This window comes from Flavobacterium microcysteis (assembly GCF_006385255.1).
In the GTDB taxonomy this organism is placed as follows: Bacteria; Bacteroidota; Bacteroidia; order Flavobacteriales; family Flavobacteriaceae; genus Flavobacterium; species Flavobacterium microcysteis.
The window spans coordinates 981,015-1,005,123 of the sequence record NZ_VFJE01000056.1; the positions used below are offsets into that span (position 1 = coordinate 981,015).

34 protein-coding genes are annotated in these 24,109 nt (G+C 35.5%); 3 read left to right on the forward strand and 31 right to left on the reverse strand.

All coding sequences use genetic code 11. The annotated features are described in order from the left end of the window. Positions 1-153 precede the first annotated feature (153 nt). Positions 154-936, reverse strand: a complete 783-nt coding sequence (locus FJA49_RS17935) for a hypothetical protein (protein ID WP_199758400.1) — start codon at positions 934-936, stop codon at positions 154-156. Between the two features lie 193 nt (positions 937-1,129). On the opposite strand from FJA49_RS17935, the gene FJA49_RS17940 reads away from it, so the two are divergent. After that, positions 1,130-1,663: a DUF4468 domain-containing protein gene (locus FJA49_RS17940; RefSeq protein WP_140002883.1), complete on the forward strand. Its 534-nt coding sequence runs from the start codon at positions 1,130-1,132 to the stop codon at positions 1,661-1,663. 51 nt (positions 1,664-1,714) lie between these two features. Here the strand turns inward: FJA49_RS17940 and FJA49_RS17945 are convergent, their stop codons facing one another. The 11 genes from FJA49_RS17945 to FJA49_RS17995 all read right to left on the reverse strand — a co-directional run bounded on the left by FJA49_RS17945 (position 1,715) and on the right by FJA49_RS17995 (position 7,456). Then, positions 1,715-2,593, reverse strand: coding sequence for an alpha/beta fold hydrolase (locus FJA49_RS17945; protein WP_140002885.1), 879 nt, complete (start codon positions 2,591-2,593; stop codon positions 1,715-1,717). Further along, positions 2,590-3,081 (reverse strand): SRPBCC family protein, encoded by a 492-nt coding sequence (locus FJA49_RS17950; RefSeq protein ID WP_140002887.1) that lies wholly within the window; start codon positions 3,079-3,081, stop codon positions 2,590-2,592. Before FJA49_RS17950 ends, FJA49_RS17945 begins: the two co-directional genes overlap by 4 nt. After that, positions 3,059-3,403, reverse strand: coding sequence for an ArsR/SmtB family transcription factor (locus tag FJA49_RS17955; RefSeq protein WP_140002889.1), 345 nt, complete (start codon positions 3,401-3,403; stop codon positions 3,059-3,061). Before FJA49_RS17955 ends, FJA49_RS17950 begins: the two co-directional genes overlap by 23 nt. Positions 3,404-3,536: 133 nt before the next feature. Beyond that, positions 3,537-3,737 carry a hypothetical protein gene (locus FJA49_RS17960; RefSeq protein WP_140002891.1) on the reverse strand — a complete coding sequence of 67 codons (201 nt, stop codon included), beginning with the start codon at positions 3,735-3,737 and terminating at the stop codon, positions 3,537-3,539. Positions 3,738-3,855: 118 nt separating this feature from the next. Further along, the gene (locus tag FJA49_RS17965) at positions 3,856-4,083 is read right to left on the reverse strand and encodes a hypothetical protein (RefSeq protein WP_140002893.1); all 228 of its coding nucleotides are present in this window, start codon (positions 4,081-4,083) and stop codon (positions 3,856-3,858) included. 3 nt (positions 4,084-4,086) lie between these two features. Then, complete coding sequence (locus FJA49_RS17970) at positions 4,087-4,548, reverse strand: hypothetical protein (RefSeq protein ID WP_140002895.1); 462 nt, start codon at positions 4,546-4,548, stop codon at positions 4,087-4,089. A gap of 12 nt (positions 4,549-4,560) precedes the next feature. Then, on the reverse strand, positions 4,561-5,136 hold the full coding sequence (locus tag FJA49_RS17975; protein WP_140002897.1) for a hypothetical protein: 576 nt from the start codon (positions 5,134-5,136) through the stop codon (positions 4,561-4,563). A gap of 74 nt (positions 5,137-5,210) precedes the next feature. Further along, on the reverse strand, positions 5,211-5,495 hold the full coding sequence (locus FJA49_RS17980) for a hypothetical protein (protein ID WP_140002899.1): 285 nt from the start codon (positions 5,493-5,495) through the stop codon (positions 5,211-5,213). Positions 5,496-5,515: 20 nt separating this feature from the next. Continuing rightward, positions 5,516-6,013: a DUF7000 family protein gene (locus FJA49_RS17985; RefSeq protein WP_140002901.1), complete on the reverse strand. Its 498-nt coding sequence runs from the start codon at positions 6,011-6,013 to the stop codon at positions 5,516-5,518. A 25-nt stretch (positions 6,014-6,038) separates the two neighbouring features. Beyond that, positions 6,039-6,884: a tetratricopeptide repeat protein gene (locus tag FJA49_RS17990; protein WP_140002903.1), complete on the reverse strand. Its 846-nt coding sequence runs from the start codon at positions 6,882-6,884 to the stop codon at positions 6,039-6,041. Positions 6,885-7,042: 158 nt separating this feature from the next. Beyond that, positions 7,043-7,456 (reverse strand): ester cyclase, encoded by a 414-nt coding sequence (locus FJA49_RS17995; RefSeq protein WP_140002905.1) that lies wholly within the window; start codon positions 7,454-7,456, stop codon positions 7,043-7,045. 158 nt (positions 7,457-7,614) lie between these two features. Here FJA49_RS17995 and FJA49_RS18000 point away from each other — a divergent pair, with 158 nt between their 5' ends. Then, the gene (locus FJA49_RS18000; protein WP_140002907.1) at positions 7,615-8,544 is read left to right on the forward strand and encodes a hypothetical protein; all 930 of its coding nucleotides are present in this window, start codon (positions 7,615-7,617) and stop codon (positions 8,542-8,544) included. 57 nt (positions 8,545-8,601) lie between these two features. Here the strand turns inward: FJA49_RS18000 and FJA49_RS18005 are convergent, their stop codons facing one another. From FJA49_RS18005 to FJA49_RS18095, 19 genes are all read right to left on the reverse strand, one after another. Then, complete coding sequence (locus FJA49_RS18005; RefSeq protein WP_140002909.1) at positions 8,602-9,402, reverse strand: DUF3667 domain-containing protein; 801 nt, start codon at positions 9,400-9,402, stop codon at positions 8,602-8,604. Positions 9,403-9,427: 25 nt separating this feature from the next. After that, on the reverse strand, positions 9,428-9,676 hold the full coding sequence (locus tag FJA49_RS18010; protein WP_140002911.1) for a hypothetical protein: 249 nt from the start codon (positions 9,674-9,676) through the stop codon (positions 9,428-9,430). A 529-nt stretch (positions 9,677-10,205) separates the two neighbouring features. Then, complete coding sequence (locus tag FJA49_RS18015) at positions 10,206-11,279, reverse strand: NAD(P)H-dependent flavin oxidoreductase (RefSeq protein WP_140002914.1); 1,074 nt, start codon at positions 11,277-11,279, stop codon at positions 10,206-10,208. Between the two features lie 3 nt (positions 11,280-11,282). Further along, positions 11,283-11,660, reverse strand: coding sequence for a nuclear transport factor 2 family protein (locus FJA49_RS18020; protein ID WP_140002916.1), 378 nt, complete (start codon positions 11,658-11,660; stop codon positions 11,283-11,285). A 20-nt stretch (positions 11,661-11,680) separates the two neighbouring features. Further along, complete coding sequence (locus tag FJA49_RS18025) at positions 11,681-12,427, reverse strand: SDR family NAD(P)-dependent oxidoreductase (protein ID WP_140002918.1); 747 nt, start codon at positions 12,425-12,427, stop codon at positions 11,681-11,683. A 10-nt stretch (positions 12,428-12,437) separates the two neighbouring features. Continuing rightward, a complete protein-coding gene (locus FJA49_RS18030) occupies positions 12,438-12,662 on the reverse strand; it encodes a tautomerase family protein (protein WP_140002920.1) in 225 nt (74 codons plus the stop codon). A 93-nt stretch (positions 12,663-12,755) separates the two neighbouring features. After that, positions 12,756-13,334: a Crp/Fnr family transcriptional regulator gene (locus tag FJA49_RS18035; RefSeq protein ID WP_140002922.1), complete on the reverse strand. Its 579-nt coding sequence runs from the start codon at positions 13,332-13,334 to the stop codon at positions 12,756-12,758. A 12-nt stretch (positions 13,335-13,346) separates the two neighbouring features. Then, entirely contained in the window at positions 13,347-13,958 is a 612-nt protein-coding gene (locus FJA49_RS18040) for a YdeI/OmpD-associated family protein (RefSeq protein WP_140002924.1), read from the reverse strand. Positions 13,959-13,980: 22 nt separating this feature from the next. Next, positions 13,981-14,295 carry an ArsR/SmtB family transcription factor gene (locus FJA49_RS18045; protein WP_140002926.1) on the reverse strand — a complete coding sequence of 105 codons (315 nt, stop codon included), beginning with the start codon at positions 14,293-14,295 and terminating at the stop codon, positions 13,981-13,983. 111 nt (positions 14,296-14,406) lie between these two features. After that, positions 14,407-14,805, reverse strand: coding sequence for a VOC family protein (locus FJA49_RS18050; protein WP_140002928.1), 399 nt, complete (start codon positions 14,803-14,805; stop codon positions 14,407-14,409). 29 nt (positions 14,806-14,834) lie between these two features. After that, positions 14,835-15,206, reverse strand: a complete 372-nt coding sequence (locus FJA49_RS18055) for a VOC family protein (protein WP_140002930.1) — start codon at positions 15,204-15,206, stop codon at positions 14,835-14,837. Next, complete coding sequence (locus FJA49_RS18060; RefSeq protein ID WP_140002932.1) at positions 15,196-15,711, reverse strand: hypothetical protein; 516 nt, start codon at positions 15,709-15,711, stop codon at positions 15,196-15,198. Before FJA49_RS18060 ends, FJA49_RS18055 begins: the two co-directional genes overlap by 11 nt. Positions 15,712-15,737: 26 nt before the next feature. Next, complete coding sequence (locus FJA49_RS18065) at positions 15,738-16,097, reverse strand: DUF4180 domain-containing protein (RefSeq protein ID WP_140002934.1); 360 nt, start codon at positions 16,095-16,097, stop codon at positions 15,738-15,740. 114 nt (positions 16,098-16,211) lie between these two features. Then, positions 16,212-17,321, reverse strand: coding sequence for a tetratricopeptide repeat protein (locus tag FJA49_RS18070; protein ID WP_140002936.1), 1,110 nt, complete (start codon positions 17,319-17,321; stop codon positions 16,212-16,214). A gap of 157 nt (positions 17,322-17,478) precedes the next feature. Then, positions 17,479-17,880, reverse strand: coding sequence for a nuclear transport factor 2 family protein (locus FJA49_RS18075; RefSeq protein ID WP_140002938.1), 402 nt, complete (start codon positions 17,878-17,880; stop codon positions 17,479-17,481). Positions 17,881-18,011: 131 nt separating this feature from the next. Next, positions 18,012-21,368 (reverse strand): preprotein translocase subunit SecA, encoded by a 3,357-nt coding sequence (gene secA / locus FJA49_RS18080; RefSeq protein ID WP_140002940.1) that lies wholly within the window; start codon positions 21,366-21,368, stop codon positions 18,012-18,014. Positions 21,369-21,455: 87 nt separating this feature from the next. Continuing rightward, a complete protein-coding gene (locus FJA49_RS18085) occupies positions 21,456-21,677 on the reverse strand; it encodes a DUF2795 domain-containing protein (protein ID WP_022828503.1) in 222 nt (73 codons plus the stop codon). A 188-nt stretch (positions 21,678-21,865) separates the two neighbouring features. Next, on the reverse strand, positions 21,866-22,438 hold the full coding sequence (locus FJA49_RS18090; protein ID WP_140002942.1) for a cob(I)yrinic acid a,c-diamide adenosyltransferase: 573 nt from the start codon (positions 22,436-22,438) through the stop codon (positions 21,866-21,868). Positions 22,439-22,507: 69 nt separating this feature from the next. Further along, a complete protein-coding gene (locus tag FJA49_RS18095) occupies positions 22,508-23,191 on the reverse strand; it encodes an ABC transporter ATP-binding protein (protein ID WP_140002944.1) in 684 nt (227 codons plus the stop codon). A gap of 185 nt (positions 23,192-23,376) precedes the next feature. On the opposite strand from FJA49_RS18095, the gene FJA49_RS18100 reads away from it, so the two are divergent. After that, positions 23,377-24,060, forward strand: coding sequence for a hypothetical protein (locus FJA49_RS18100; protein WP_140002946.1), 684 nt, complete (start codon positions 23,377-23,379; stop codon positions 24,058-24,060). Positions 24,061-24,109: the final 49 nt, after the last annotated feature.

Sequence of the window (24,109 nt, forward strand, 5' to 3'; positions counted from 1 at the left end):
CTGGTGAGTACTTTTTTGCCGAGTCTATATTGGGATAGTAGGGGAAGAGGAAAATAGTATGAAAGCGATTAAACCTAACATCAGATGTGTTTATTAAGATTCTAAAAATGAATACTAGCCTTTGTAGATTTTCCTAATGGCAGGTCAAATATTCTATTCTATTTTTTTTACTACGTTATTAATATTGTCAACAAACAGGCTGATGATTATTTTGTTATTTGGGAAAGACTTTTGAAGCTCTGATCTAAGGTAAGCGAATCCCTGTTGAATTTTATATTGTGTAGCAACACCATCGTCGACAGCAATATATATATCGTAGCTGTTTTCTAATTTTTTTACTAAAGCGTATCTAGTTGATGCATCATTAAAATAAGTAACATTTTTTAAGGCTTGAGCTATGTTGTCAACTTCTTTTTCGGTAATACTCTGGTCATATAGAACTTCATTGTGTGTTGGACCATATGTTTTTGATTGAATTTGGACATCTTCTCCAAAAACTACAAAGCCTATAATGATAGGGATCATTAAAACCACTATTCCTATAACAGAAACTGCTATTGTCCTCCACCAGCTATATAATTTTCCTCCCAAACTAATATGGTTTTCGATATTCTTTTCTTGGAAAAGTTGAACAAGAAGAGCGGCAGTAGCTGAATAGGCGATAGGAAAGATCCGATTTGGGGCATCCGGGAATAAAAAAATTATTCCCAAAATGACAATTATAGCTATTATAGTATAAATCCATGTTTTTTTAGCTTTTTCGGGCTCATTGAAAGCTTTGAAGTTTTCGGCCATCATATAGCCGGTTACTAAAGGCCCGCCAAGAAATGTGCCTGTCCAAATCATTCCGTTTTTATAAATTTTTTCTTTAGGCATTTCTAAATCTTCCAACGTTTGTGTCATTTTATCTTTGATTATTATTTGATTTTTTCCCAATTTGGCGAAGTTATAAAAAAATAGTTGCTAATAAATTGCTATTGGAATTAGTTGTTTTAAGATGCTCCTTTTTATTTTTGGGCATGGTATGAAAAAAGATGGCTTTTGATAAAATAAAACTGTGACGATTTATTAAAATATGAGTATATTTCGTTGATTTTCAATATATCGTTTAACAACAATAATGTGAATCATGAAAATTATTCTTTTATTCTTCATAAGTTTTATTAGCGTATTATCTCAGGCACAAACCGGAAAATTGATTTATGGAAGCACGGTGCAAACGGAAGGACGATCGAAAGACGAACTTTATCTAACCGCAAAAATGTGGTTTACTACTGAATTTAAAAATAATGTTGTTCAGGAAAATGAGGCTGAAGGAAGATTGTCTACAGCAGCTTTTTTTGAATATCAGCCTTCTTCTCAATCTGATGCAAGGGCCAAAGGCCGAATAAAATATACCGTTACCATTTTGACCAAAGACGGACAATATGAGTATGAAATTACAGATTTTAGACAGGAACCTTCTAATCGCTCTAAAGGCATAAGTGTTGGTCTGTTAACCCATAGCGATGTTTTTCCTGACAGAAAAGACAAACAAAAAGAAGTAAAGGATAAAATATGGAAAGACATCAAGAACGAACTTAACAGCCTTGTATTTCCTGTTTATTTGAGTCTTAATGAGGCTATGAATACGACCAATGTACCGAATCGTAGTGGAGAATAATAAACGATATATAAAAAAGCTCCGATGTCATCGGAGCATATTATTTAGCAACTAATTTGTTTGATTGAGAAACTTTTCGAGCAACGGAGTAATAAATTCCGTGTTTTTAGTATCAGGTTTTAGTGTCGTGATTTCACCTATATACTCTCCATGACCACTAGGAATAATCGCTAGTTGGCTGTTTGGAATCAATCGGTGCATTTCAACGGCATGTTCCGGTGTCATGACATCCGCATCGCCAATGACAATTAATACCGGAGCTTTGATAGATTGCAATTGCTTATCGCTTATGTCTTTAAAATCAACCATTCTTTTGGCACATTTGTCACACATAATTTTCAGGTTTTCTGGATGTGCTGATGCTTTTAGATAGGCATCTTTATAAGCTTGTGGCATTTGGTCTAGTGTGGCATTTTTCATAAAATCCCAAAATTGGGAAGGCACACCATTACGTTTGCATAAGGCTGAGCCTGCGATTATTTTGCTGACATGCTCCGGATGACGAATACCTATTTGCAAAGCTGTTGTTCCGCCGTTACTAAAACCAAAGAAATCTGCTTTTTCAATGTTTAGGTAATTGAGAAGCGCAACTACATCGTCTGAGTCTTGTTCAAAAGAAAGGTCGGAATTTCTGTCGCTCGTATGTCCGTGGGCTTGCAATTCAACGCCAATCAGCTGTCTGTTTTGTGAGAGCAACGGAATAATACTGCCAAAAGTGGTTTGGATGGTTGAACCACCGCCATGAATAAGAACCAGTGGTTTTCCTTGCCCGTAAATTTCATAATACATTTTGATGCCGTTCACATCGGCATAGCCTCTTTTAGAAGGAGTTTCCATAAGCGTAGTTTTTTGAGTGATTTTAGATTGCCTGCCACTGCTGCATGAGAACAGAAACAAAACAATCAAAACACCAATTATTTTTGCTTTCATAACATTTCGTTGAGACGGTTAAACATCTGAATCCAGCTTGGATGTGCTCCGGTTGTTTTGGCAAGTGATTCGGATACGGTTTGGTGTAACGTTAGTCTGGTTTTACCGTTAAGGTCTTCAAAATGAAGCGTGACTTGTGTTACAGCTGGCCAGTCAGCATCCATGCCCATATCAATAGGATTAACATCATTGCCATTCTCGTTTGTGACTTGCATCGTAAAGACAATCTTTTCCGGTGCTATAATTTCAAGATAGGTTCCTTTACACCAGCAGTTGCCATGTTCAGGATTGTAAATACAGGAATGGAATTGTCCGTTTTCACTTATGTCTATTGTTGAAAAACGAATAGTACAGCCATCCGGAGCATACCATTTTTCTAATTGTTTTGGATCTGTCCAGGAGTCAAAAACCAGTTTTCTGTCAGCATCAAATATATGGGTGATATGTACCTCATTTTGGGTACTCTTATCTTGTGGTTGTATCTTCATTATCTTTTGATTTTAAGGTTTCCAAATGATTTTCTAAAGCAGTAAAACGGCTTGTCCAGAACGTTTTGTACTGCTCAACCCAAGCCGAAACTTCAGACAGCGTATCCAGTCTGGCTTCGCAAATACGTTCCCGTCCTTGCTTTTTGATTTCTATTAGGCCGCATTCTATGAGTATTTTGATATGAAGCGAAACCGCCTGCCGGGTCACATCAAATTTTTCAGCAAGGCTGTTTACATTCTGTGGTTTATGGGCCACCATACCAATTATCTGCCTACGGGTAGGATCTGCAATGGCTTGAAATACGTCGCGTCTTGTTTCCATAATTATTAATATGCAAGTATATGATTGCAAATATAAATGAAAGTATTTGCTTGCGCAATTTTTTTTGTAAAAAAAATTAGTCGAAAGTCGAAAGTCAAAAAATCAAAAGTCAAAAATCGAAAATCAAAAATGTTTAGTTATTGGAATTTTCTTCGATTTCTTGCAAATAAGTCAGGAGGAAATAAAAATCTTCGATAATGGTTTGGAAGTTATCGGGTAGGATTAGATTTTTTTGGTTGAGGTAGTTGAATAGTATATAATTCAGGCTTTTTTGTAGGCTGCTGGGTGTGGTAAATTCGAAAAGATTTATGTGGCTTTGGTCAGTTGTTTTCATGTGTGTTTATTTGAAAACAAAGGTGAGATATTATTTTTAAAATGTTGTCATATAGGAAGTTGACAGATGGAATTTGTTGAAAGAATGATAAAAGAGAGTTTTGTCGTTTATATTTTGTTTAGTTAGGGTAAAACAATTTTCTAATTATATCTAACAATGCTATTACTGCACCGCAACCACCAATCAGATAGGCCTTCCACGGATTCATTTGTGTAGCAAAATCAACTTCTAAACCTTCTTTTTCAAGTCTTTTAATTTTATCAGCTCTCAAGTATCTTACCAACCAAATCATTAAGATACAAAATACTAAAAGAGCAAATGAAGATAATAGTGTGGAATCTTTCATATATTATTGATTAAATTGTATATGTTTTACAATAAAATCTGCTAAAGCTTTACCTTCAAAGTGATCATCATGATCAATCGTGAAAAAATAACCGTCGTCTTTGTTTTGTTTTAGGGAGATAAGAATATATTCTTTATTGATTGTTTCCAAGTTGATGTCTATCCAATATTTAGGACGAACGTTTTCTATATACTTGGCATGCGAAGCGTTTATGATATTACAAAACTCTGCAATCTCGTTTTTGTTTAGTTTGATGGAGTTTTTTTTGTAAAAGTCAAATGTTTGATTATTCCAGTACCATGTGCCTGCATCGCTATATGCTTTGGTAATTTTTTTAGTTGGTACTTCTGCTTTTACTGAGGTATCAAATGATGCCTTTTTATAATAGAAAATATAGAATAGATTGAGAAAAGCAAGTATGTTTATTATTATGACGGCAATTATAATTGGTTTTTTTAATTTCATGTATTACAATATTTAGTTTTCAACAATACCCCAATCATTATCTTTAAATTCAAAAATTCTTGGTGATGTTCTGCCACAGGTAAATACCCATGAAAAATCAACAATAGCTTTTTTTAATTGACGGTCAAAAATAGGTTTTTTGATAGCAAGGATGCCTTGTGGGCATAGCTTAAAAAGCTTGCCGTTTTTTTGGTCTCTTTCTTCTATGACTTGTTCTAATGTAATAATTGTAATGCCTTCTTTTTTGAGTGGCAAAGAATCCAATTCAAACTTACGTGACCAATTAATCATGCTGTCAAGTTCTGTATTGTTAAGTAGGTTTAACTTTTTTATTGCGATGTCTCTGATATTGTAAGGCGATCGCTCAATACTGGCAATTTCAATCAAAGATTCTTTGGGGATTTGTAACACACAGTCACACTCTTCTTTTTTAATGACATGACCAATTATTTCGTTGGCTTTTTCATTATAAAGTGTTGTAGGCTCAGGATTGTTGTCGGTACAACCGGATAGTATGAAACAAAAGAATGCTGCAAAAGACAAATGTTTTGCCATAATAAAGGGAACTTTAAAATTGAAATGTTTCATTAGCATGGGAAGTTTTTCTACTCTTTTCTATAACCAAAACTTATATTGTATTGATTTTAGGTTTTTTATGATTTTTACATTACCGGAATTCCGTTTAAATATACATAAACAGCCATACAAAGAATTATGATTATTTCTACTATCCACAAAACCTTTATGTTCATGTATTTAATATGAACTGCTATTCGATCAATAACTATCAATATAAAAAAAATAAAAGCGAATATAATAGCAATAACACCTGCTAATGCCATACCGCCTTTATTTTCAAAAAAAATATAATGTATTGCTGTAAGGCCAAGAAATATTTCTAAAATTCCAAATACGATTAAAAAAGGAGTGGGTTTAAATAATTTCATAGTTTCTAAAAATAGAATTCTTATTCCAATTTGCTTTTTTGTATTTCACCAATTATTTCATTAGAAACAGCAATCAGGGCTTTTTCAATTTGTTCAGTTAGTGCTTCTAAATCGTTAAAGTTTGGACTTTCTATTAAAACAGTTTCGAGAATAGAATATTGTGGTCTGATGGTTCTGTTTTCATTCCATTTGGTGTTTTTAAAATGAAGCCAGTATTCGTCCTGTATTTTTAGATTTTGTCCTAACAACCAGATTTCAAATCTCATCTTTTGGTGGTTTAAAACCAGTCCGAAACGTAACTTTCGTTTCTTTAAAAAGTCATTGGAGTAGTAGAAATAGGTATAGTCCATATAGCCTTGAAAAAGGCTTCCAAAAGTATAACTGTCGGATAAATTTTTAGAAAGTACGGATCCCAGCTTTGTAACATATTTTACCAATGCGGTATAGGCTTTCTGAATATCACCTTTTTCTAATTGCTTTTTATAGAGATCAACATAGTCGTTTAATTTCTTCATCATTAAATACTTTAAAAGTGGATCTCAATTACAAATATTTTGAAAACAGCGGGTGGGAAGCAAGTACTGCTTCAAACTTTTCCCGACCACTTAGTTCCAGATTAGCGTTTAGGTTTGGATTTCTTGGGTTATAAAGCTGATAATCAAAAAGCGTTATTTTTTTTCCAAGGAAAGTTATTTTTGCCTCGTCTTCGTTTTTGATTTTTAGGGTTTTTACGGCTGTGTTGACTAAAGCTTTGATTTCTTCTGTGCTATATTTCATTTTTAAGCTTTCTTCAAGAATATCTAATGCTTTTGAATTGCTTGCCAATCCATCATCAAAAAGATAAGGCAATAATTTGCTTATCGCTTTTTCGGGTTTGTTTTGTGCTAAAAAGAGTTTTGCATACGATGTGGCAATATAGATATCGTCAGCCCTCATTTCGTTTCCACAAAAATGCAAGTATTTATATTTCTTGTCAAATAGATAGATGTAGTCGGAAGCTTTTTTATATTCTTTTTTTTCGAAATAGATTTCGGCTAATTCTTTTGCACTCCTGTTTTTATAAAGAGCATATTGTTCCATGATTCCACCATAAGATTCTTTTTCATTGTAATCAGAATTTAAAATTTCCGAAAATATTAAAATAGCTTCATCATTTCGACCTAATTTTCGTAAAACAATTCCAATATTAAATTTTGCTCTCGGTTTTAGAAAAGAATCAGGATATTGGTTTAAAAATGAAGTGAAGCTTTCCAGGGCTTTCTCATTTTCTTCGCGATAAGCATGGGTTACAGCTTTTTCAAAGCTGATTTCATCTTCAGCGGTTTCCATTTCTTGGGATGAAGTAAGAAATGAAGAAAACAAAGTAATTAAAATTAGAAGCTTTTTCATAAGCTAAATGTTTTATCAAATATAATAATTCTGAAATATCCAATAATAAAAGATGATTTTAGATAGCTACCTGGAAGTTTACACTCAAACTGATAAAACACACAAACTTAGCAACTCAGAACCTTAACGCCTTAGTACCTTAGAACCTTAGTACCTAATTAAATAAACCCCAACTGTCTCATAATACTCGTTCTATCATATACCTGCGTATGACCCGCAATTTTTCCATCTTTGATATGATAAAACGTCATTCCATGTGCTTCAATCTTTTTGTTTGTAGCAGGCCATTCGCCAATTTTTCCGGTATTTGTTCCGGTCATAATCCAGGTAATCGCAACAATATTGCCATCTGATACTGCGGTTTTGATGTCAAAATATACATCAGGAAATGGGTCAAAGGTATGCTGTAGTCGTATAGCAAATTCATCATGGCTTAGCATCTTTCCTTCCCAGGGATCAGCATTGTCCAGATGTATGGTATATTCTGGTGCTATGTATTTGGGAATATCTTTCTGATTTTTCTCATTCCAGATGCGCTGCATGAATTCTCTTACTAGTGTCTCGTTGGTCATTATTATTGTTGTTTTTATCACTCTGTTAAGCTTTTTAAAGTCTAAAATTTATCAAATATAACAGGCTTGCAAATCTCTCCAAAATATTTTTCCCAGAATTAAAATGTTGCTATCTTGCCGCGCAATTTTTTAACAAACTAACTCAAAAAAACTAACTAATGAAAACTAAAATTACAGCCTTTACTATGCTGTTTCTATTTGTCCTGTTGATGGGATGCTCTGGAGGAGATGATGGAGGATCTAGCTGCGGAAAAGTAGAATCAGTTACTTTTTCTACTACTCCGGCTGCGGTAACTCTTTATTTTACTGGTGGGAATAATGCCAATTCCTTCAAGGTAGAATATGGTCCTTCAGGTTTTACACAAGGAACAGGAACGTCTGTAGTAACTTCAAATACTCAGGTAGAAATTACAGAATTGATTCCGTCTACTACCTATGATTTTTATATTACAGGAATCTGTAGTGCTTCGGAAAGCAGCGCCCCTTACAAGCTTTCAAGTGTTACAACGCAGGCAAGCCAATGTACAGGAACTACTTCGGTACAATTTGGTCAATTGGCTCCGGATCAGATTGATCTTCAATTTACTTATTCAGGCGGATATGCGGAATATTATGAAGTGGAATACGGCACTGCTGGTTTTACTTTAGGAACAGGAACCAAAACGACTACTTCTTTTGGTACTTCTTCAAAAAACCTTACGGGTATTCAGGCTTCAACAACCTATGATTTTTATGTGCGTTCGTCTTGTGTTTCGGGCGAAAAAACTCCTTATGTCAAATTTACCTATACAACAATGAACGGCTGTCCAAAGCCTTTTAATTTAAGTAGCTGGATTGTTTCCGGATCGTGCAATAGTGGTACCGCAACCAGGGCTTTTTCATGGAGCTATTTGTCAGGTACGCCTCAGAGTTATACGATTTCTATCGTTCAGGACGCTACTGATAATCCTGCCGCAGGAAATACTTTTGAGACTTCCACGACAGGTATATCTATTTCAAATATGTTTTGTAACTGGAGAGTTTTTTATGTAAAAGCTAACTGTACAGGCAATGATAGCAGTGAATGGGCCGGGCCTTATTATTTTTAATAAAGTAAAAGGTAATTATAACAAAAAACGCAGGCTTGAAAAGCCTGCGTTTTTTGTTTATGGTTTTTTAGGCATAAACATTTCCGGATTATTTATAATCATTGATATAGTTATACTAAAAATGAGTATAAAATAAATAAGGAGTCCTATCCCTAAGGCCAATAGTACTCTGAGAATAATGTCTCCTATACTTTTTTCGGTATAAAACCCCTTGTAAAACATTACCATAATAAACGGGAAAGGTAGGAATGCTGTGAACATAGTAAAAGTCATGAAGACAGTAGGGGAGGCGTCTTTCAATAGATATGTGATTGGAAAGAAAATAACAATAGATAGAATAGTATAATAAATCAGAATATAGGTATTCATAATAACATGCTCGTAATAATTCTCTCCCCATTTTCTGAATGCCAGCGCTGTTACAAGCGAGGCTAACGGAATCAATAACAACATTGTAGCAGCACTATAGGTTGTCAGGAAAGCCATACTATCATGCATCCAGGGCATTGCTCTATTAATCTCGCTGCCATAGACTTGTTGCATATATTGCTCCATTATTGTACCGTACTTAATGACCTTAAAGGAAAGAAAAGCAGATATACCACTCAATACAAAAGCAAGCAGAATAGGTTTGTAATGATTGACTCTGTCACCCTCGATAAACTTTTTTGCTGTTTTTCCAGGATTTCTGGCAACATTTTTTAAGGAATAGAAAAATCCTTTGTTCGTATGCACAGCCAGATATTGTATTTCGTCAATGAGGTATTTTCGATCAATCCTTTTGTACTTTTTTTGTCCACAGTTGCTGCAAAAATTTTCAGTTATGGGATGGTTGCAGTTCAGGCAATTGTTTTCCATTTTTTAAAAGTTTGTTGGAAAGTTATTATTTAGAATTTCGTGATTTGATTTCGGTATTAAGCTGGCCAAAACGAACATAATTAGGAAGCATCGTTAGCATACAACCCGGAATAATGGCAATAAGTGCAAAATTCTTACTCTTGATAGCCACGAAAAAAAGTCCGGCACAAGCCAGGAACATTACGATGCTGAATGCAATTAGGACACTTTTTAGTGTATTTTTTTGTTTGTGCAGTTCTTCTAATGTTAATTCAGAGAGTTTGTTGGTTTTCATGAGATTGGGATTTTGTTTTTGCATTATGTTAAAAACATGCCAAATATAATAAATCCCCAATTGCAATTGCTAATGGGGATTATTATTTCTAAATTAAAATGGATTGCTTATACTTTGAGCAACTTGAATACCAAAAAAAGAAAACAGACTGTCCAAAAAGGCAGTCTGTTTTTATGTTTACTTTATCTATACTATTTGAACTACTATTTCATGTAGACAATTCTCAAGATATTGTCAAAGAGTTTTGAAGATTAGTGATTCTTTATTTCAGACATTATTCCCATATTTTTGTTCGTATTGTACAGGAGTCAAATACTTAGTGTCAGAAATTTTGTTTACTTTATTAGAAGCATATAAAGTTGTCAAAACCAATACTATTCCAGATATGAATAGCAATAAACTTTTTTTAGTAATTAGATTTTTCATGGCTTGTAAATTTTAATGTTAATAGTTATAAAAATATGAAAATATTTCAAAAAATAGAAATATCATTATATTTCATTGAAAACGAGTTATTAAAACAGTTTGCTTATACTGCAAGCAAACTGTTGGTTTCTGTAATTAAAGCCTGCATCAATTCATCAGCTTTATGATATTTTAAGGCTGTAGTGTTTTGACCCGACCAAAAGTTGATCATGTCTGTTCTTCCTTGTGCCAGAGCAGCTGTTCTTAAAGGTGCTATCAATTTGGTTTGTAAAGGAAAAGGCAATACTTCAGTTTCGAATTTTACTTCGTCGGCTATTTTGTTGCTTACCATTCTGCCCATTCTTCCCGTGAGCGATTTTGAAAGAACGGTGTGTTTTGGGCTGTCAGAAAGCAATAAATTTTTATGAATAGGTGTAGCGCCTGATTCGTCAGTAACCAGAAAAGCAGTACCTAACTGAGCGGCATCAGCTCCCAGCATTAGAGCAGCAGCAATACCTTTGGCATCTGTAATACCTCCGGCTGCAATGATAGGTATTTTTGTTTTGGATTTTAATTGCTGTATAAGCGCAAAAAGACCTGTTTGAGAATCCTGAACCGGCCTAAGAAAAGACGGACGGTGGCCTCCGGCTTCAAATCCCGAAGCTACGATGGCATCAACCCCAGCTTCTTCCAATGCCAAAGCTTCGTCGAGTGTTGTAGCAGCTCCTATGGTTTTGATACCCAATTTTCGGGATTCGGCAAGAATTTCTTTCGAAGGAATACCAAATATAAAGCTAAACACAGCCGGACGAATTTCAAACAAAACTTCTACCTGTTTTTCAAACTTTGAAGGAATGTCTGTTGATAATTCCGGTAACGGAATACTCAATTCGTCAAAGTAAGGCTTGAATAGTGCCTTTACCTTTTCCAAAGATTCTTTCGGATAATCAGCCAAACTTTTATCTACATCAGATACCCATAAATTAATATTATAAGGCTTGTAGGTTTTTGCTTTTATGGCTTTTCCTACTTCTCTTATTTCTTCAGGAGTCAGAGTATAGGCTCCAAAGCTACCTAATCCGCCTGCATTGGAAACAGAGGCAAGAAGTTCGGCAGTTGAAAATCCGCCACCCATTGGACCTTGCAAAATAGGGTATTGGATTCCCAGTAATTCGGTTATTTTGGTCTTATTCCACATGACTTACTCATTTACGTGTGTCAATAGTTTGTTTACGATAACCCATTTTCCATCAATTAAAGACAGGCTGAGTAGGTCGTAATAGTTATATTCAAAAATAGGAACGTGCGTCTTGGCAACAGCAATAGTATTAATAATTTCTATGGATATGATTTCCATGCCAAATTTAGCTCCCAATTCATTTGGACTTTTGCGGTTTTTTACACCTTCTAAATACTGTTCCAGTGTTTTAAAATAAGGCTCACCATTTATATCACCCGATAAAAATGCCATCGGGTGGAAAACGCTTCGGAGCAAATTGGTGTCACCTACAAAAATACCATTAAAATAATCGTCTAGTACAGAAGTTATCTGTTTTCTGTCTTCGTTTCTGTTTTTCATTCTTTCAGTTTTTTGAGAGATTAAGAAATGCGATGCCCGGCTACATGTCCGCCATCCAGATTGATGATTTCTCCGGTTACAAAATTGCTTTCGGCAAGATACAAAGCAAGTTCTGCTACATCTTGTGTTTCGCCAATACGATTGAGTAGATGTAATCCTGCAAGATTATCGGCATCAGCAACTCCAATTTTTGATTGCAATGGACTTCGTATAATGCCCGGCGCTATAGTATTGATACGAATATTATTTCTTCCAAATTCAGCAGCAAGTTGCTTCGTAAGCGCATGAATGCCACCCTTGCTTGAAATGGGTGCGGTTGCCGGAAAACCGTCAATAGCATGGTCAACTAATACAGTGCCAATGTTGATAATGACTCCACCATCTTGAGTTAGCATTTGTCTGATGGCAGCCTGGCTTGTGAAAAAAGTTCCTTTCAGGTTGATGTCTAAAAAACGATCTAAATCTTTTTCTTCTACTTCCAGGAAAGCTTTGGGTTGGAAAACTCCGGCATTGTTTATTAATACATCGGCACTGCCAAAACGATTGACCGCTGTTTCGATAAGTTGTTTTCCAACCGAAATATCGCTTATATCTCCCGTTACTGATGCGAGATGTTCTTCATGTCCCAATTCTTTTTGGGCATTTTCAAGATTGGCTGCATTAGCAGAATTGATTACTACATTATATCCTTTTTCTAAAAATAACTTTGCAATAGATTTCCCTATTCCTGTTGATGCGCCTGTTATTATTGCTGTTTTTGTTTTCATTGTTGCCGATTTAAGAGTTGTTTTTTTGTGCTGTGATACCTTTTTCACGGAGAACCGAAACCTGTTCTCCAGCAAAACCCCAGTCATCAAGTTCTATTTCTTGTATGACTATATGGGTAAGATTGGGATCTTTTCCTAATATATCGGTAATGAGCTTTGTTATGCCAGCAATCAATTGCTGTTTCTGAGTTCTTGTAACACCTTCTCGGGTTACTTCAATTTTTACGTAGGGCATGGCTTTGTACTTTAAATAGTTACTAATTTATAGTACAAAGGAAAGAAGGAATTTTAGGTAGGATGAGTGACATAGGTCACATTCTGCGACAGGCTATTTTGAGGAATTGTATAACCTGCTCAGAGTTTCTCTCGAAACGCCAAGATAGGCCGCAATCAGATGTTTCGGGACCATATTGTAAAGGGCAGGGTAGAGTGCCAGGAGTTCTTCATATCGGGTTTTGGCATCGTTGTTCATGAAAGAAAGCAGTCTTTTTTGGGCCGCAACATAACCTTTGTTAGTCCGCCATCTGAAAAAATATTCGGCCTGATGCAATTCACTACATAATTTCTCTCGGGCTTCATTGGTAATTGAAAGGACTTCAGTATCTGAAATGCAGTCAATAATGATGGTAGCTTTGGTTTTGTTGTATAAAGCGGCGTAGTCTGACGTCCACCAGGTAGGCATAGTGAATTGCAGGATATGCATTTTTATGTTGTCGTTCATAAAGAACGCTTTCAGGCAGCCGGAAAGAACAAAATATTCTTTTTCGACATTGTCACCCTCGTTGATAATAATTTCACCTTTTTTAAAAGACTCAGGTTTGAAATAGGAAAAGAAATGTTCAAACTCCTCTTCCGTAAGGGAAGCGGTTTTTGCTATATGCTGTCTTAAGATTTCCTTGTCTTCCATTTTTAACTATTGCTATTTGGCATATTTCCAGAAGCGGCTTTTTCCTTCTGCTATCCATTCAATAGCCTCGTCCATTCTTTTTTGTCGTGTAGCCTCGGTTTTGGCGTCTATGATCCAAACCGCATATTCTTTTCGGAAAGCAGCCGATTTGCTTTCAAATATCTCTTTTGCTTTTGGAAACGCAGCAAGCTTTTCAAGAAAATAATCTGGAGTTTCGACTGATTTAGGTGTATCGTTTTTTTTCATAGATACTTTTATTCCTTTTTCATTCAGTGCCATCGTTTCTTTCAGAAAAGAAATAAATTCTGAGTCGTCTGGCAAATCAGATAAACTGCTGATTTTTCCCAGATATCTTTCTGTAGGTTTTAGATTTGCTTTGTCTTTTAGGCGAGGGTCGTTCATCAATTCCGCTTTTACGAAGGTAAACGAACAATGGTTTTTATAGGCTGCCATAACGCACATGAAATCTCCTTTGTAATCAAAGTGCGGAAGGCCCCATTTAACAGCTTCTGCTATATCCGGACATGTAGCATGAACAAGCTTACGCCAGTGGTTTAGTATAGGTTTGGCAAAATCTCCTGATTTTGCAATATATTCATCAACTTTCGGATCAAACTGTGACATACTTTATTTTTTAATTACTATACTACTTTTCTTTTATTGCATCTAATAGGTCATCCAATTGGCTAAAACGGCTTTCCCAGATTTTCTTGAACTGCTCGAGCCATTTGTCGATTTCTTTCATTTTGTCAATTTCAAGTTGGTAATAAATTTCCCGACCTTGATGTTCTTGTTTCACCAGCTCGCATTCAGTCAGTATTTTCAGGTGTTTTGATACAGCTTGTCTTGTAGTATCAAAATGTTCAGCAAGCGCATTAGGTGTCATGGGTTGCAATGCAATCATGGCGATAATGGCTCGTCTGGTAGGATCGGCTATTGCCTGGAATATATCTCTCCTCATTTTTTCTTTTATTTTGATAATTGACAGTAGCAACTAATTGGTTGCAAATTTAAACGCAACTTTTCGGTTTCGCAAATATTTTGTCATTTATTTTAAATAGTATGCTGGCGGCTAGTTAGTAATGGTTTGGGCAAATGCAATAATATGCCCGTCAGGATCTGAAAAATAACACACTCGATCTCCCCAGTTTCTATCTTCAATAGGACTTATGAGTTTGGCACCGCTTTTTATAGCATTGTCATATTCCAGTTCAATATCTTCAACATAGAAGTAAAGTTCACATCTTGGTATTCCGTTTCCTTTATCAGGATGAGGTGTTTTATCGGCCAAAATTTTAGCAATGCCATGATTAGGCATTAATCCAAGTTTGCAGCTTTCAGAAATCCTGAATTCTGTCATACCCGGAACATTCAAGTCAGGATTTTTACGGAATAGTTTCTGGTAAAAATCGGCACTGTTTTGCTGGTCACTTACATACAGTATGGTTTCTACAAGCTGGATGTGTTTCATTTGATTGTACTTTTTCTATAACAAGTTTGCTAAGGCTTGGAAAACTCACCAAAATGCCATAAAATGCCCGATGGGTCATGAAGAAAACATTCTCTTCCCCAATCCTGATTGCGGATAGGGACGAGTCTTGCATTTTTGTATTTTGAGGTAAGATCTAATGACAAAAGATTGTCCCAACAAGCTTGAACATCTTCTACTTCTAAAAAAATCATGGTGTTGTCTATCCAATCTTTGACATAAGCATCCTGCAAATAAAATCCCAAACCTTCCTGCGTTTTGAAAAAAGACATATTTGGAAAAAGGACAATTTCTTCAAATCCTAAATCTTTGTAAAAGCCACGGGATATTTCAAAATTTTCAGCTCCGATGAATGGACGAATGGAAGTAGTTTTAATTTTCATGGCTTTCTTTTTCTATAAATTTAGTAAAATTCTTTGCATTTGTCAGAAGAAGGTAGCCAAATATGATTTTTATAAAGTGATAAATAAGCCAGCCGGTTTGAGGATAATCTTTTAAAAGTTCTTTTTGTTGCAAAAAGCTGATGAGGTCTGAACAAAAACTTGGGAGGCTTTCTATCAATATCAATGCACCTATTACAATTATTGCAATGGTTAGAACGGTCGTGCTTTTGATTGTAAGGTCTATTCTTTCTTCTTTGAAATTATCTTTGAGTTTTAGCTTCTCAATTATCCAGCTTGTTTTAAAAAGAAATAATCGTATTATAATTACCAAAATAATGATGGTTGCACAAAGCCCTACCGAGAGTAATAACAGGCTTTGAAAATCAATGCCACCATCGACAAAAGAAATCATTGAAAAAAATTGAGGAATTACAGAAAAGAAACCAAACAATAACCACAATCCGATAATTTTAAGGAGCAATTTCCAAAAGGTGTCGATTAGCATACATTTATTTTTTAAGTTAAGATTGTTTATTTTGAAAACCTTTCCAAGCCTTCAGATAAAGAAGGTAGGAAATAAATCTGTCCAACTTTATTACTCTCAAAAATAAAATCTTTCAAACTCTTACTCTGATATTTGCTAAAATCTCCAACAATAGCAAGACGGACACGATAGGTTGAAAATTTCTGGAGTATTTCGCCCGCAATTCCTGTTTTCAGGTCAAAAAAATCTGGAGTGATGTTTTTCTCATGTACTATGATTTTGTCAAAACCCTGATAATACAGATTACCAAGCAAATCCAGTCCGTCATCGGTGGTTTTGATTATTTCATCATCTGAAATTATTTCAGCTATGTTGGTATTGTTTAAGGTATGCGTTTCTATTTTCATAATCAGTAATGATTAGAAGTTAATTTCTAAAACTTTTTTATGTCTGGGTTTAATTCCTCTTTTTGGTTGTATGTCCAATTATGATGGTATTCAAAAAAGGGTTTTTAGAACATTTTATTTTACATTTTTTTGAATAAATTTGATAGCCTCAGCCTTAAGGGTATCGTATTTAAAGTCGTCGTTAAATCCTAAACCTGAGTTAAGATGCATGGAACCAATATTAGCACAAAGCATATATTTTGCACCTCCCAATTCAACAGATATAGGGGAAAATTCTGTTTGTGCCCTAAACACTATTTCATTATCCTTATCTATGACATAAAATAGGTGCTTATTGTAGATTTTTCCTTTGTTTTCGTTTTCATATCGTTCAAAGACTTGTATTGAATACTCTTTCCATTTGAACTGATCAAAACAAAACATGTCTTCCATATTGCCTTTTAATAAGCCTTTTTTATGAGCTTCATATAATTTGTTTCTATAAGGAATGGCCTTATCATATTGCTTATTGTGATAATAAATTTGAATGAGTCTGGCATAAGAATCATAGTCATTTGGAGCTAATTGAATAAGCTCTATGTAACTGGATTCTGCTTTTTCGTAATTGCCTTTTTGAGATTCTAACAGCCCAATATTAAATAAAGCATTTATATAAGAATTCGACTCTTTTGCGATTTTTGATTTTGCAACATAAAAAGCATCTAATGCTTTTTCATTTTCTTTCAGATTAGTATGGATTTGGGCTATCATGGAGTATGGCCTATCGATACATTTTTTTTGTTCTGTTGCCTTTATATAATTTTCAAGAGCTAATTTGTTGTTTTTGAGATTGTAATAGGAGTCACCTAGTCCGCTATAATAAGTGGAATTATCAGATTTTAGAGCTATTGCTGCCTGGAAACTTTTTATTGCCTCATCATATTGTTGCATATAATTTAATGTAGAAGCTTTGATATAATGAGGATCGGGGTCTGTTGGGTCTTTTTGAATTGAAGAATTTACAAATTGCATGCAATTATTGTCATCTCCTTTCATGTAATAAGCAACCCCGATATGATATAGAGACTTGGCAGAATAGTCTTTAGATTTTGGTGCATATTGTTCAATGATTTGGTCGTATTTTCCATCCTTTGATAAAGCCTTTAACTCATCCGTTATTATATCTTGTGCAAAAAGAGGCAAATTGATAATTGTCAAAATAAATGACACTAAGACTTTCTTCATTTCTATTGTTTTAGGAATCTTATAAATGATATTTTATTTGCTAAAAATAAGAAAAATTGTATATAAAGATAGGAACAAAGTCAAAAGTTAAAAGCCAAAAAACTCAAGTCCCAAATCAAAAATCCCAAATCAAAAATCCTAAATCAAAAATCTTAAATCATTCCCTCAAAGCCGCTACAAGCCCATAACTGTCTTCCAACAAACGATAGCGAACAATTAAACCATCCTGAATAGTGAAATGTATCGAAAATAAAGTTTCATATGTTTTTCCGGTCCTGGTCATTCTGGAAGAAAATTCACCAGCTACCACAGCAAGGTTACCTTCTGTAAGAATAGAATCGATTTTTGCACTCAAAGGTTCTGTGTTAGCCCATAATAATTCAAAGAAAGCTTTAATCTCTGTTTTAGTGCTTTTCTTTCCGAGCCAGGGAGCCACATTTTCATTTCCTGGAATAAACCAGTCTACATTTTCAGGGAAGAAGGTGAGCAGTTTTTCTAGATCTCTTTGACCGAGTGCCCCAAGATAATTTTGAACCGTGTTTAGTGTATTAGAATCCATATAGGTATAGCAATTTTATATATACCAAATATAAAAAATCCCCGACTGCAATTTGCAATCAGGGACTTCTATTTATCAAGGTCCGAAATCTAAAATCAAAAATCAGAAATCAAAAATCAGAAATCAAAAATTTATTCATTCACTATAACCCATTCGCCAGAAGCCAAAAGACTTTCTGCTTTTTTGTATTTCATAGTTTCAGTCTTTCCGCTCATAACATGTTTCACTGTAACATTGTCGTTACGGTTAATTTTTGGCATATCACGTACGATAGTTTCCGTTACAGCAGGTCTTTGTGTTTGACCAGCTTCACGACTTGCAGCTGCAGCTTCATCCGTATTTGGAATCTCGTCTTTTGAAGTCTTGTAATTTTCTTTTGGACGGGCTACTTCTCTTGCTTCGTGAATTTCAGGATTGTTCTGCTGTGGAAGGTCACCTTTGAATAAGAAAGAGATTACTTCTTTATTGACATTATCAATCATGTTCTTGAATAAGTTGAAAGCTTCGAACTTATAGATCAATAACGGATCTTTTTGTTCGTGTACTGCCAACTGAACTGATTGTTTCAATTCGTCCATTTTACGCAAGTGTTTTTTCCAAGCTTCGTCAACAATAGCAAGCGTGATGTTTTTCTCAAAATCGCTTATCAATTGTGCTCCTTCAGTATCATATGCCTTTTTCAGGTCGGTTACAACATTCAAAGTTTTGATTCCGTCAGTAAAAGGAACTACGATTCTTTCGAATTGATTGTTTTCGTTTTCAAAAACATTCTTGATGATAGGGAAGGCTTCTCTTGCGCTTCTTGCCGTTTTTTCATTATAGAATTCCAAAGCCGACTTGTATACTTTTCCTGTCAATTCCTGAACTGAAATTTTTGCGAAATCAGCTTCGTTTACCGGTGAAGTGATAGAGAAGTAACGGATTAATTCGAATTCGAAGTTTTTGAAATCATTAGAAGCTTTGTTAGCCTCAACGATAACTTCGCAAGTGTCATACATCATGTTGGCGATATCTACTTTCAAACGCTCTCCGTGCAAAGCATGGCGGCGACGCTTGTAGACTACCTCACGTTGTGCGTTCATAACGTCATCATATTCCAAAAGACGCTTACGTACTCCAAAGTTGTTTTCTTCTACTTTTTTCTGTGCTCTTTCGATAGACTTAGTCATCATAGAGTGCTGAATTACTTCGCCCTCTTTCAAGCCTAATCTATCCATAACTTTAGCAACTCTTTCTGATCCGAACAAACGCATCAAGTTATCTTCAAGAGAAACATAGAATTGTGAGCTACCTACATCTCCCTGACGTCCGGCACGACCTCTCAACTGACGGTCAACACGACGTGAATCGTGACGTTCTGTACCAACAATTGCTAAACCGCCTGCTGCTTTTACTTCAGGAGAAAGTTTGATATCCGTTCCACGACCTGCCATGTTGGTAGCAATGGTCACGACTCCGGCTTTACCAGCTTCTTCAACGATTTGCGCTTCCTGCTTGTGCATTTTAGCGTTAAGTACGTTGTGCGGAATATTTCTCATCTTAAGCATACGGCTTAATAATTCCGAGATTTCAACAGAAGTAGTACCAATCAATACCGGTCTTCCTGCTGCAGAAAGTTCTGTAACATCTTCGATTACGGCATTGAACTTCTCACGGGTACTTCTGTAAATAAGATCTTCTTTGTCTTTTCTGGCAATTGGCTTGTTAGTTGGAATTTCAACAACATCCAATTTATAGATTTCCCATAATTCGCCTGCTTCAGTTACAGCAGTACCGGTCATACCTGCCAGTTTGCTGTACATTCTGAAATAGTTCTGTAATGTAACAGTAGCAAATGTTTGGGTTGCAGCTTCGATTTTTACGTTTTCTTTTGCTTCAATCGCCTGGTGTAATCCGTCAGAATAACGACGCCCATCCATGATACGACCTGTCTGTTCGTCAACAATCATTACTTTGTTGTCGATGATTACATATTCTGTATCTTTTTCAAATAAAGAATAAGCTTTCAACAGCTGCGTTAAAGTATGGATACGCTCGCTTTTTATGCTGAAATCCTGGAAAAGTTTTTCTTTTTCTTCGGCTTCTGCATCTTTGTCAAGATTCAATTTCTCGATTCTTGCAATTTCAGTTCCAATATCTGGCAGGATAAAGAAATCATTGTCAGTATCTCCAGAAAGGAATTTGATTCCGTTGTCTGTCAATTCAACCTGATTATTTTTTTCTTCAATCACGAAATACAAGGCTTCATCAATCTTGTGCATTTCGCGGTTGTTGTCCTGCATGTAGTGGTTTTCAGTTTTTTGAAGTAGTTGTTTAACACCTTCTTCGCTCAAAAACTTGATTAAAGCTTTATTTTTTGGTAAGCTTCTGTAGGCCCTTAACAATAAAAATCCAGCTTCTTTAGTGTTGCCTTCTTTTAATTGTTTTTTAGATTCGGCCAAAAAGCCATTTGCTAATTGTCTTTGTAAGTTTACAAGGTTTTCAACCTTAGGTTTTAGCTCATTAAACTCATGGCGGTCACCTTGAGGAACCGGACCTGAGATAATCAACGGAGTTCTAGCATCATCTACCAAAACCGAATCGACCTCATCGACAATTGCGTAATTATGTTTTCTTTGTACTAGTTCTTCCGGAGTATGAGCCATGTTGTCTCTCAAATAATCGAAACCGAATTCGTTATTTGTTCCATAAGTAATATCAGCATTGTAAGCTTTTCTTCTTCCTTCAGAGTTTGGCTGGTAGTTGTCGATACATTCTACAGTAAGTCCGTGGAATTCGAAAAGAGGCGCTTTCCATGCGCTATCACGTTTTGCAAGGTAGTCGTTCACGGTTACAAGGTGAACACCGTTTCCTGTAAGAGCGTTCAGGTATAATGGAAGCGTAGCAACCAATGTTTTACCTTCACCCGTTTGCATTTCGGCAATTTTACCCTGGTGTAGTACGGTACCTCCAATTAATTGGACATCATAGTGAATCATGTCCCAAGTAATCTGTTTTCCGGCAGCATTCCAGCTATTGGCCCATACAGCATTATCACCTTCGATAGTGATGTATGTTTTTGTAGCAGAAAGTTCCAAATCTTTTGGAGTAGCTTTTACCGTTATCTGTGTATTATCTTTAAATCTTTTGGCTGTTTCTTTGACAACTGCAAAAGCCTCAGGAAGAATTTCCAGCAAGGTCTTTTCAGAAATATCGTAAGCTTCTTTTTCCAAAGCATCGATAGAAGCATAGATGTCTTCTCTAACATCGATATCTTGTGTCTTTTCTACTTCTAATTTGTAAGAAGCAATTTTTGCATCTTTTTCAGATCTAGCTTCTTTAATTCTTTCTTTGAAGTAAATTGTTTTTGCTCTTAATTCGTCATGCGAAAGAGCAGCTAATGTTTCTTCGTATGCTTTTATCTTAGCGATAAGCGGCATGATGGATTTTACATCCTTCTCCGATTTATCTCCTACAAAAGCTTTTAATATGCTGTTGATGAAACTCATGGGTTGTTATATTTCTATTTATAAAATGTTGCAAATTTAAGCAAAAAAAAAGCCTCGATTGAGACTTTTTCTTTGTGTTTATTATTTTTAATACTCATCCTCGTTCCAAAGATAATCTTCGTCAGTTGGATAGTCTGGCCATATCTCTTCCATTGATTCGTAGATTTCACCTTCGTCTTCTATAGATTGAAGGTTTTCCACTACTTCTAAGGGTGCTCCAGCTCTAATAGCATAGTCGATAAGTTCGTCTTTGGTTGCAGGCCACGGCGCATCACTTAAATAAGATGCCAATTCTAATGTCCAATACATCTGATATCGATTTAATAGTTTTATGCAAAAATAATTTTTTTACTGAAATAGTCAAGTAAAATTGTATTTATTTTAAAAAAGTCAAGAACGTTTTTTCCGGCTTCCAGATTGAGAGTATACAGTTTTGGATTTTTATCCTATTCATTAACTGCTATTGCCTTCTGACGTTTCGATTGGGCTGGTTCAGATTACTGTTTTTCAGGAATCCATTTTACCTCATCGGCCTTAAGGTCGTAGGACAACTTTCGTGCCAGTACAAAAAGGTAGTCAGAAAGTCGGTTCAAGTACTTGATCACAAGCTCATCTGTAGGCTCTTGTTCGTTTAAATGAACCGAAAGTCGTTCCGCACGACGGCAAACACAGCGTGCAATGTGACAATATGACACAGTTGTATGTCCGCCAGGCAGTACGAAATGCGTCATGGGTGGCAGGGCACTTTCCATGTCATCAATTTCATTTTCAAGTAATTCGATGTCCGTTTCGGTTATTTTTGGAATATTTAGCCTTGGTTTTCCATTTTTTAGAATTTCTTTTTCTGGTGGTGTAGCCAAAATGGCACCAACAGTAAACAATCTGTCCTGGATTCGGATTAAAACTTCTTTATAATGGTAATTTATTTCCTGATCGCGTATGAGTCCGATATAAGAATTAAGTTCATCGACAGTACCATAACTTTCGATTCGGATATGGTGTTTAGGAACTCTGTCACCTCCAAATAAGGCTGTAGTTCCTTTGTCCCCCGTTTTTGTATATACTTTCATGTGTTTGCAATTGTTGGTTTTCTGTAAAGACGATTCCTAAAAATAAAACGGTGCTTTTACAGTGAAAAACTATTTATTTGGCTTGTCACTTTCTACCAAACCATCACGAAGTCGTATGATTCTATGTGCATAAGCAGCAATATCTTCTTCGTGGGTTACCAGAATTACAGTGTTTCCGTTGGCATGGATTTCATTGAAAAGGTTCATAATCTCTACAGAAGTCTTACTGTCAAGATTTCCTGTTGGCTCATCCGCTAAGATAATAGACGGCCTATTGACTAAAGCTCTGGCAACAGCAACACGCTGTCTTTGTCCACCCGAAAGCTGATTAGGTTCGTGATCCATTCTGTCTTTTAACCCAACTTGAGTCAGTACTTCTTCTGCTCGTGCTGAACGTTCAGATTTTGAATATCCGGCATAAATCATAGGTAGGGCCACATTATTAAGTGCAGTTGTTCGAGGCAATAGGTTGAACGTTTGGAAAACAAATCCTATTTCTTTGTTACGAATTTCCGCCAGATTGTCATCGCTCATCTGGCTTACATCTTTTCCGTTCAGGATATATTGCCCCGATGTAGGAGTATCAAGACAGCCCAAAAGATTCATCAAAGTAGATTTTCCGGAACCGGATGGTCCCATTAAAGCAACATATTCTCCCTTATTGATAGTAAGGTCGATTCCCTTTAATACATGGATAATTTCATTTCCAAGTACAAAGTCTCTTTTTATATTGGTGATATTGATTAATGACATAGCTTTAATTTGAGCCTAAAAGTAATGAATTTTTGTAAAAATGATTTCATTTTAAGATTTTAAGATAAAATTAATAGCTAGCTGCTTTTGTATTAAATTAATCATAATATTTTAACTAAAAACATAAAAATAATTTTTTATAACTAAATTTATGTAGCCAATTTTTTAATTAAAACCACCAAGTTATGAAAAAGATTAATCTGATTTTAGGAAGTGCACTTATTGCAGTGACTCTTGTCTCGTGTAAAAGTGAAAGTGAACAACAGGCTGAAAAAACAGTCGGAGCTTATGAGAAATATGTAGACTCAGTAATCAATGTTGCTGTAGCTGATGCAAAAGCAAATTGGGAATCGATAGAGGTTGCTTATAACCAAAAAACAGCCGAAGCTGAGGCAGCTCTTGCTGAGCTAAAAGACAAAGCAGCGGCAGAAGCTAGACTTGAAAAATCCAAAGCAAAATATGCCGATTTAAAATCAAAATTAGAAGCGGAAGCTCAAGCAGCAAAAGAAGCCCAGGCGGCAAGTACTCCTCCTAATAAAAAACAGTTGTTACGGGATGCCTACTTTGGAGCTGGAAAAATTGGAGAAGACATGAATTTCTCCTGGGTAAATAAAGATAATATCTTAAAAGTGTATAATGACTTTTATAATGAGTTTGATAAAAACAAAGACACTTATTCAAGAGAAGATTTTGATGAGATAAAGGCGATGTATGAGGCTTTAGATGCTCATAAAAATACGGTTGAAAAAGAAGGGCTTACTTCTAAAGACAACAGGAAGATTGCTGAGCTGAAATTTAAATTCGCTCCAAAATTTAAATGGGAACGAATGGGAGCAAAAGCTGAAGAAAACCAGAAAGCTAAAGAGTAATTACATATTGGTTTGAGTTAGGTATGGCTGTCCTTTTTGGACAGCCATT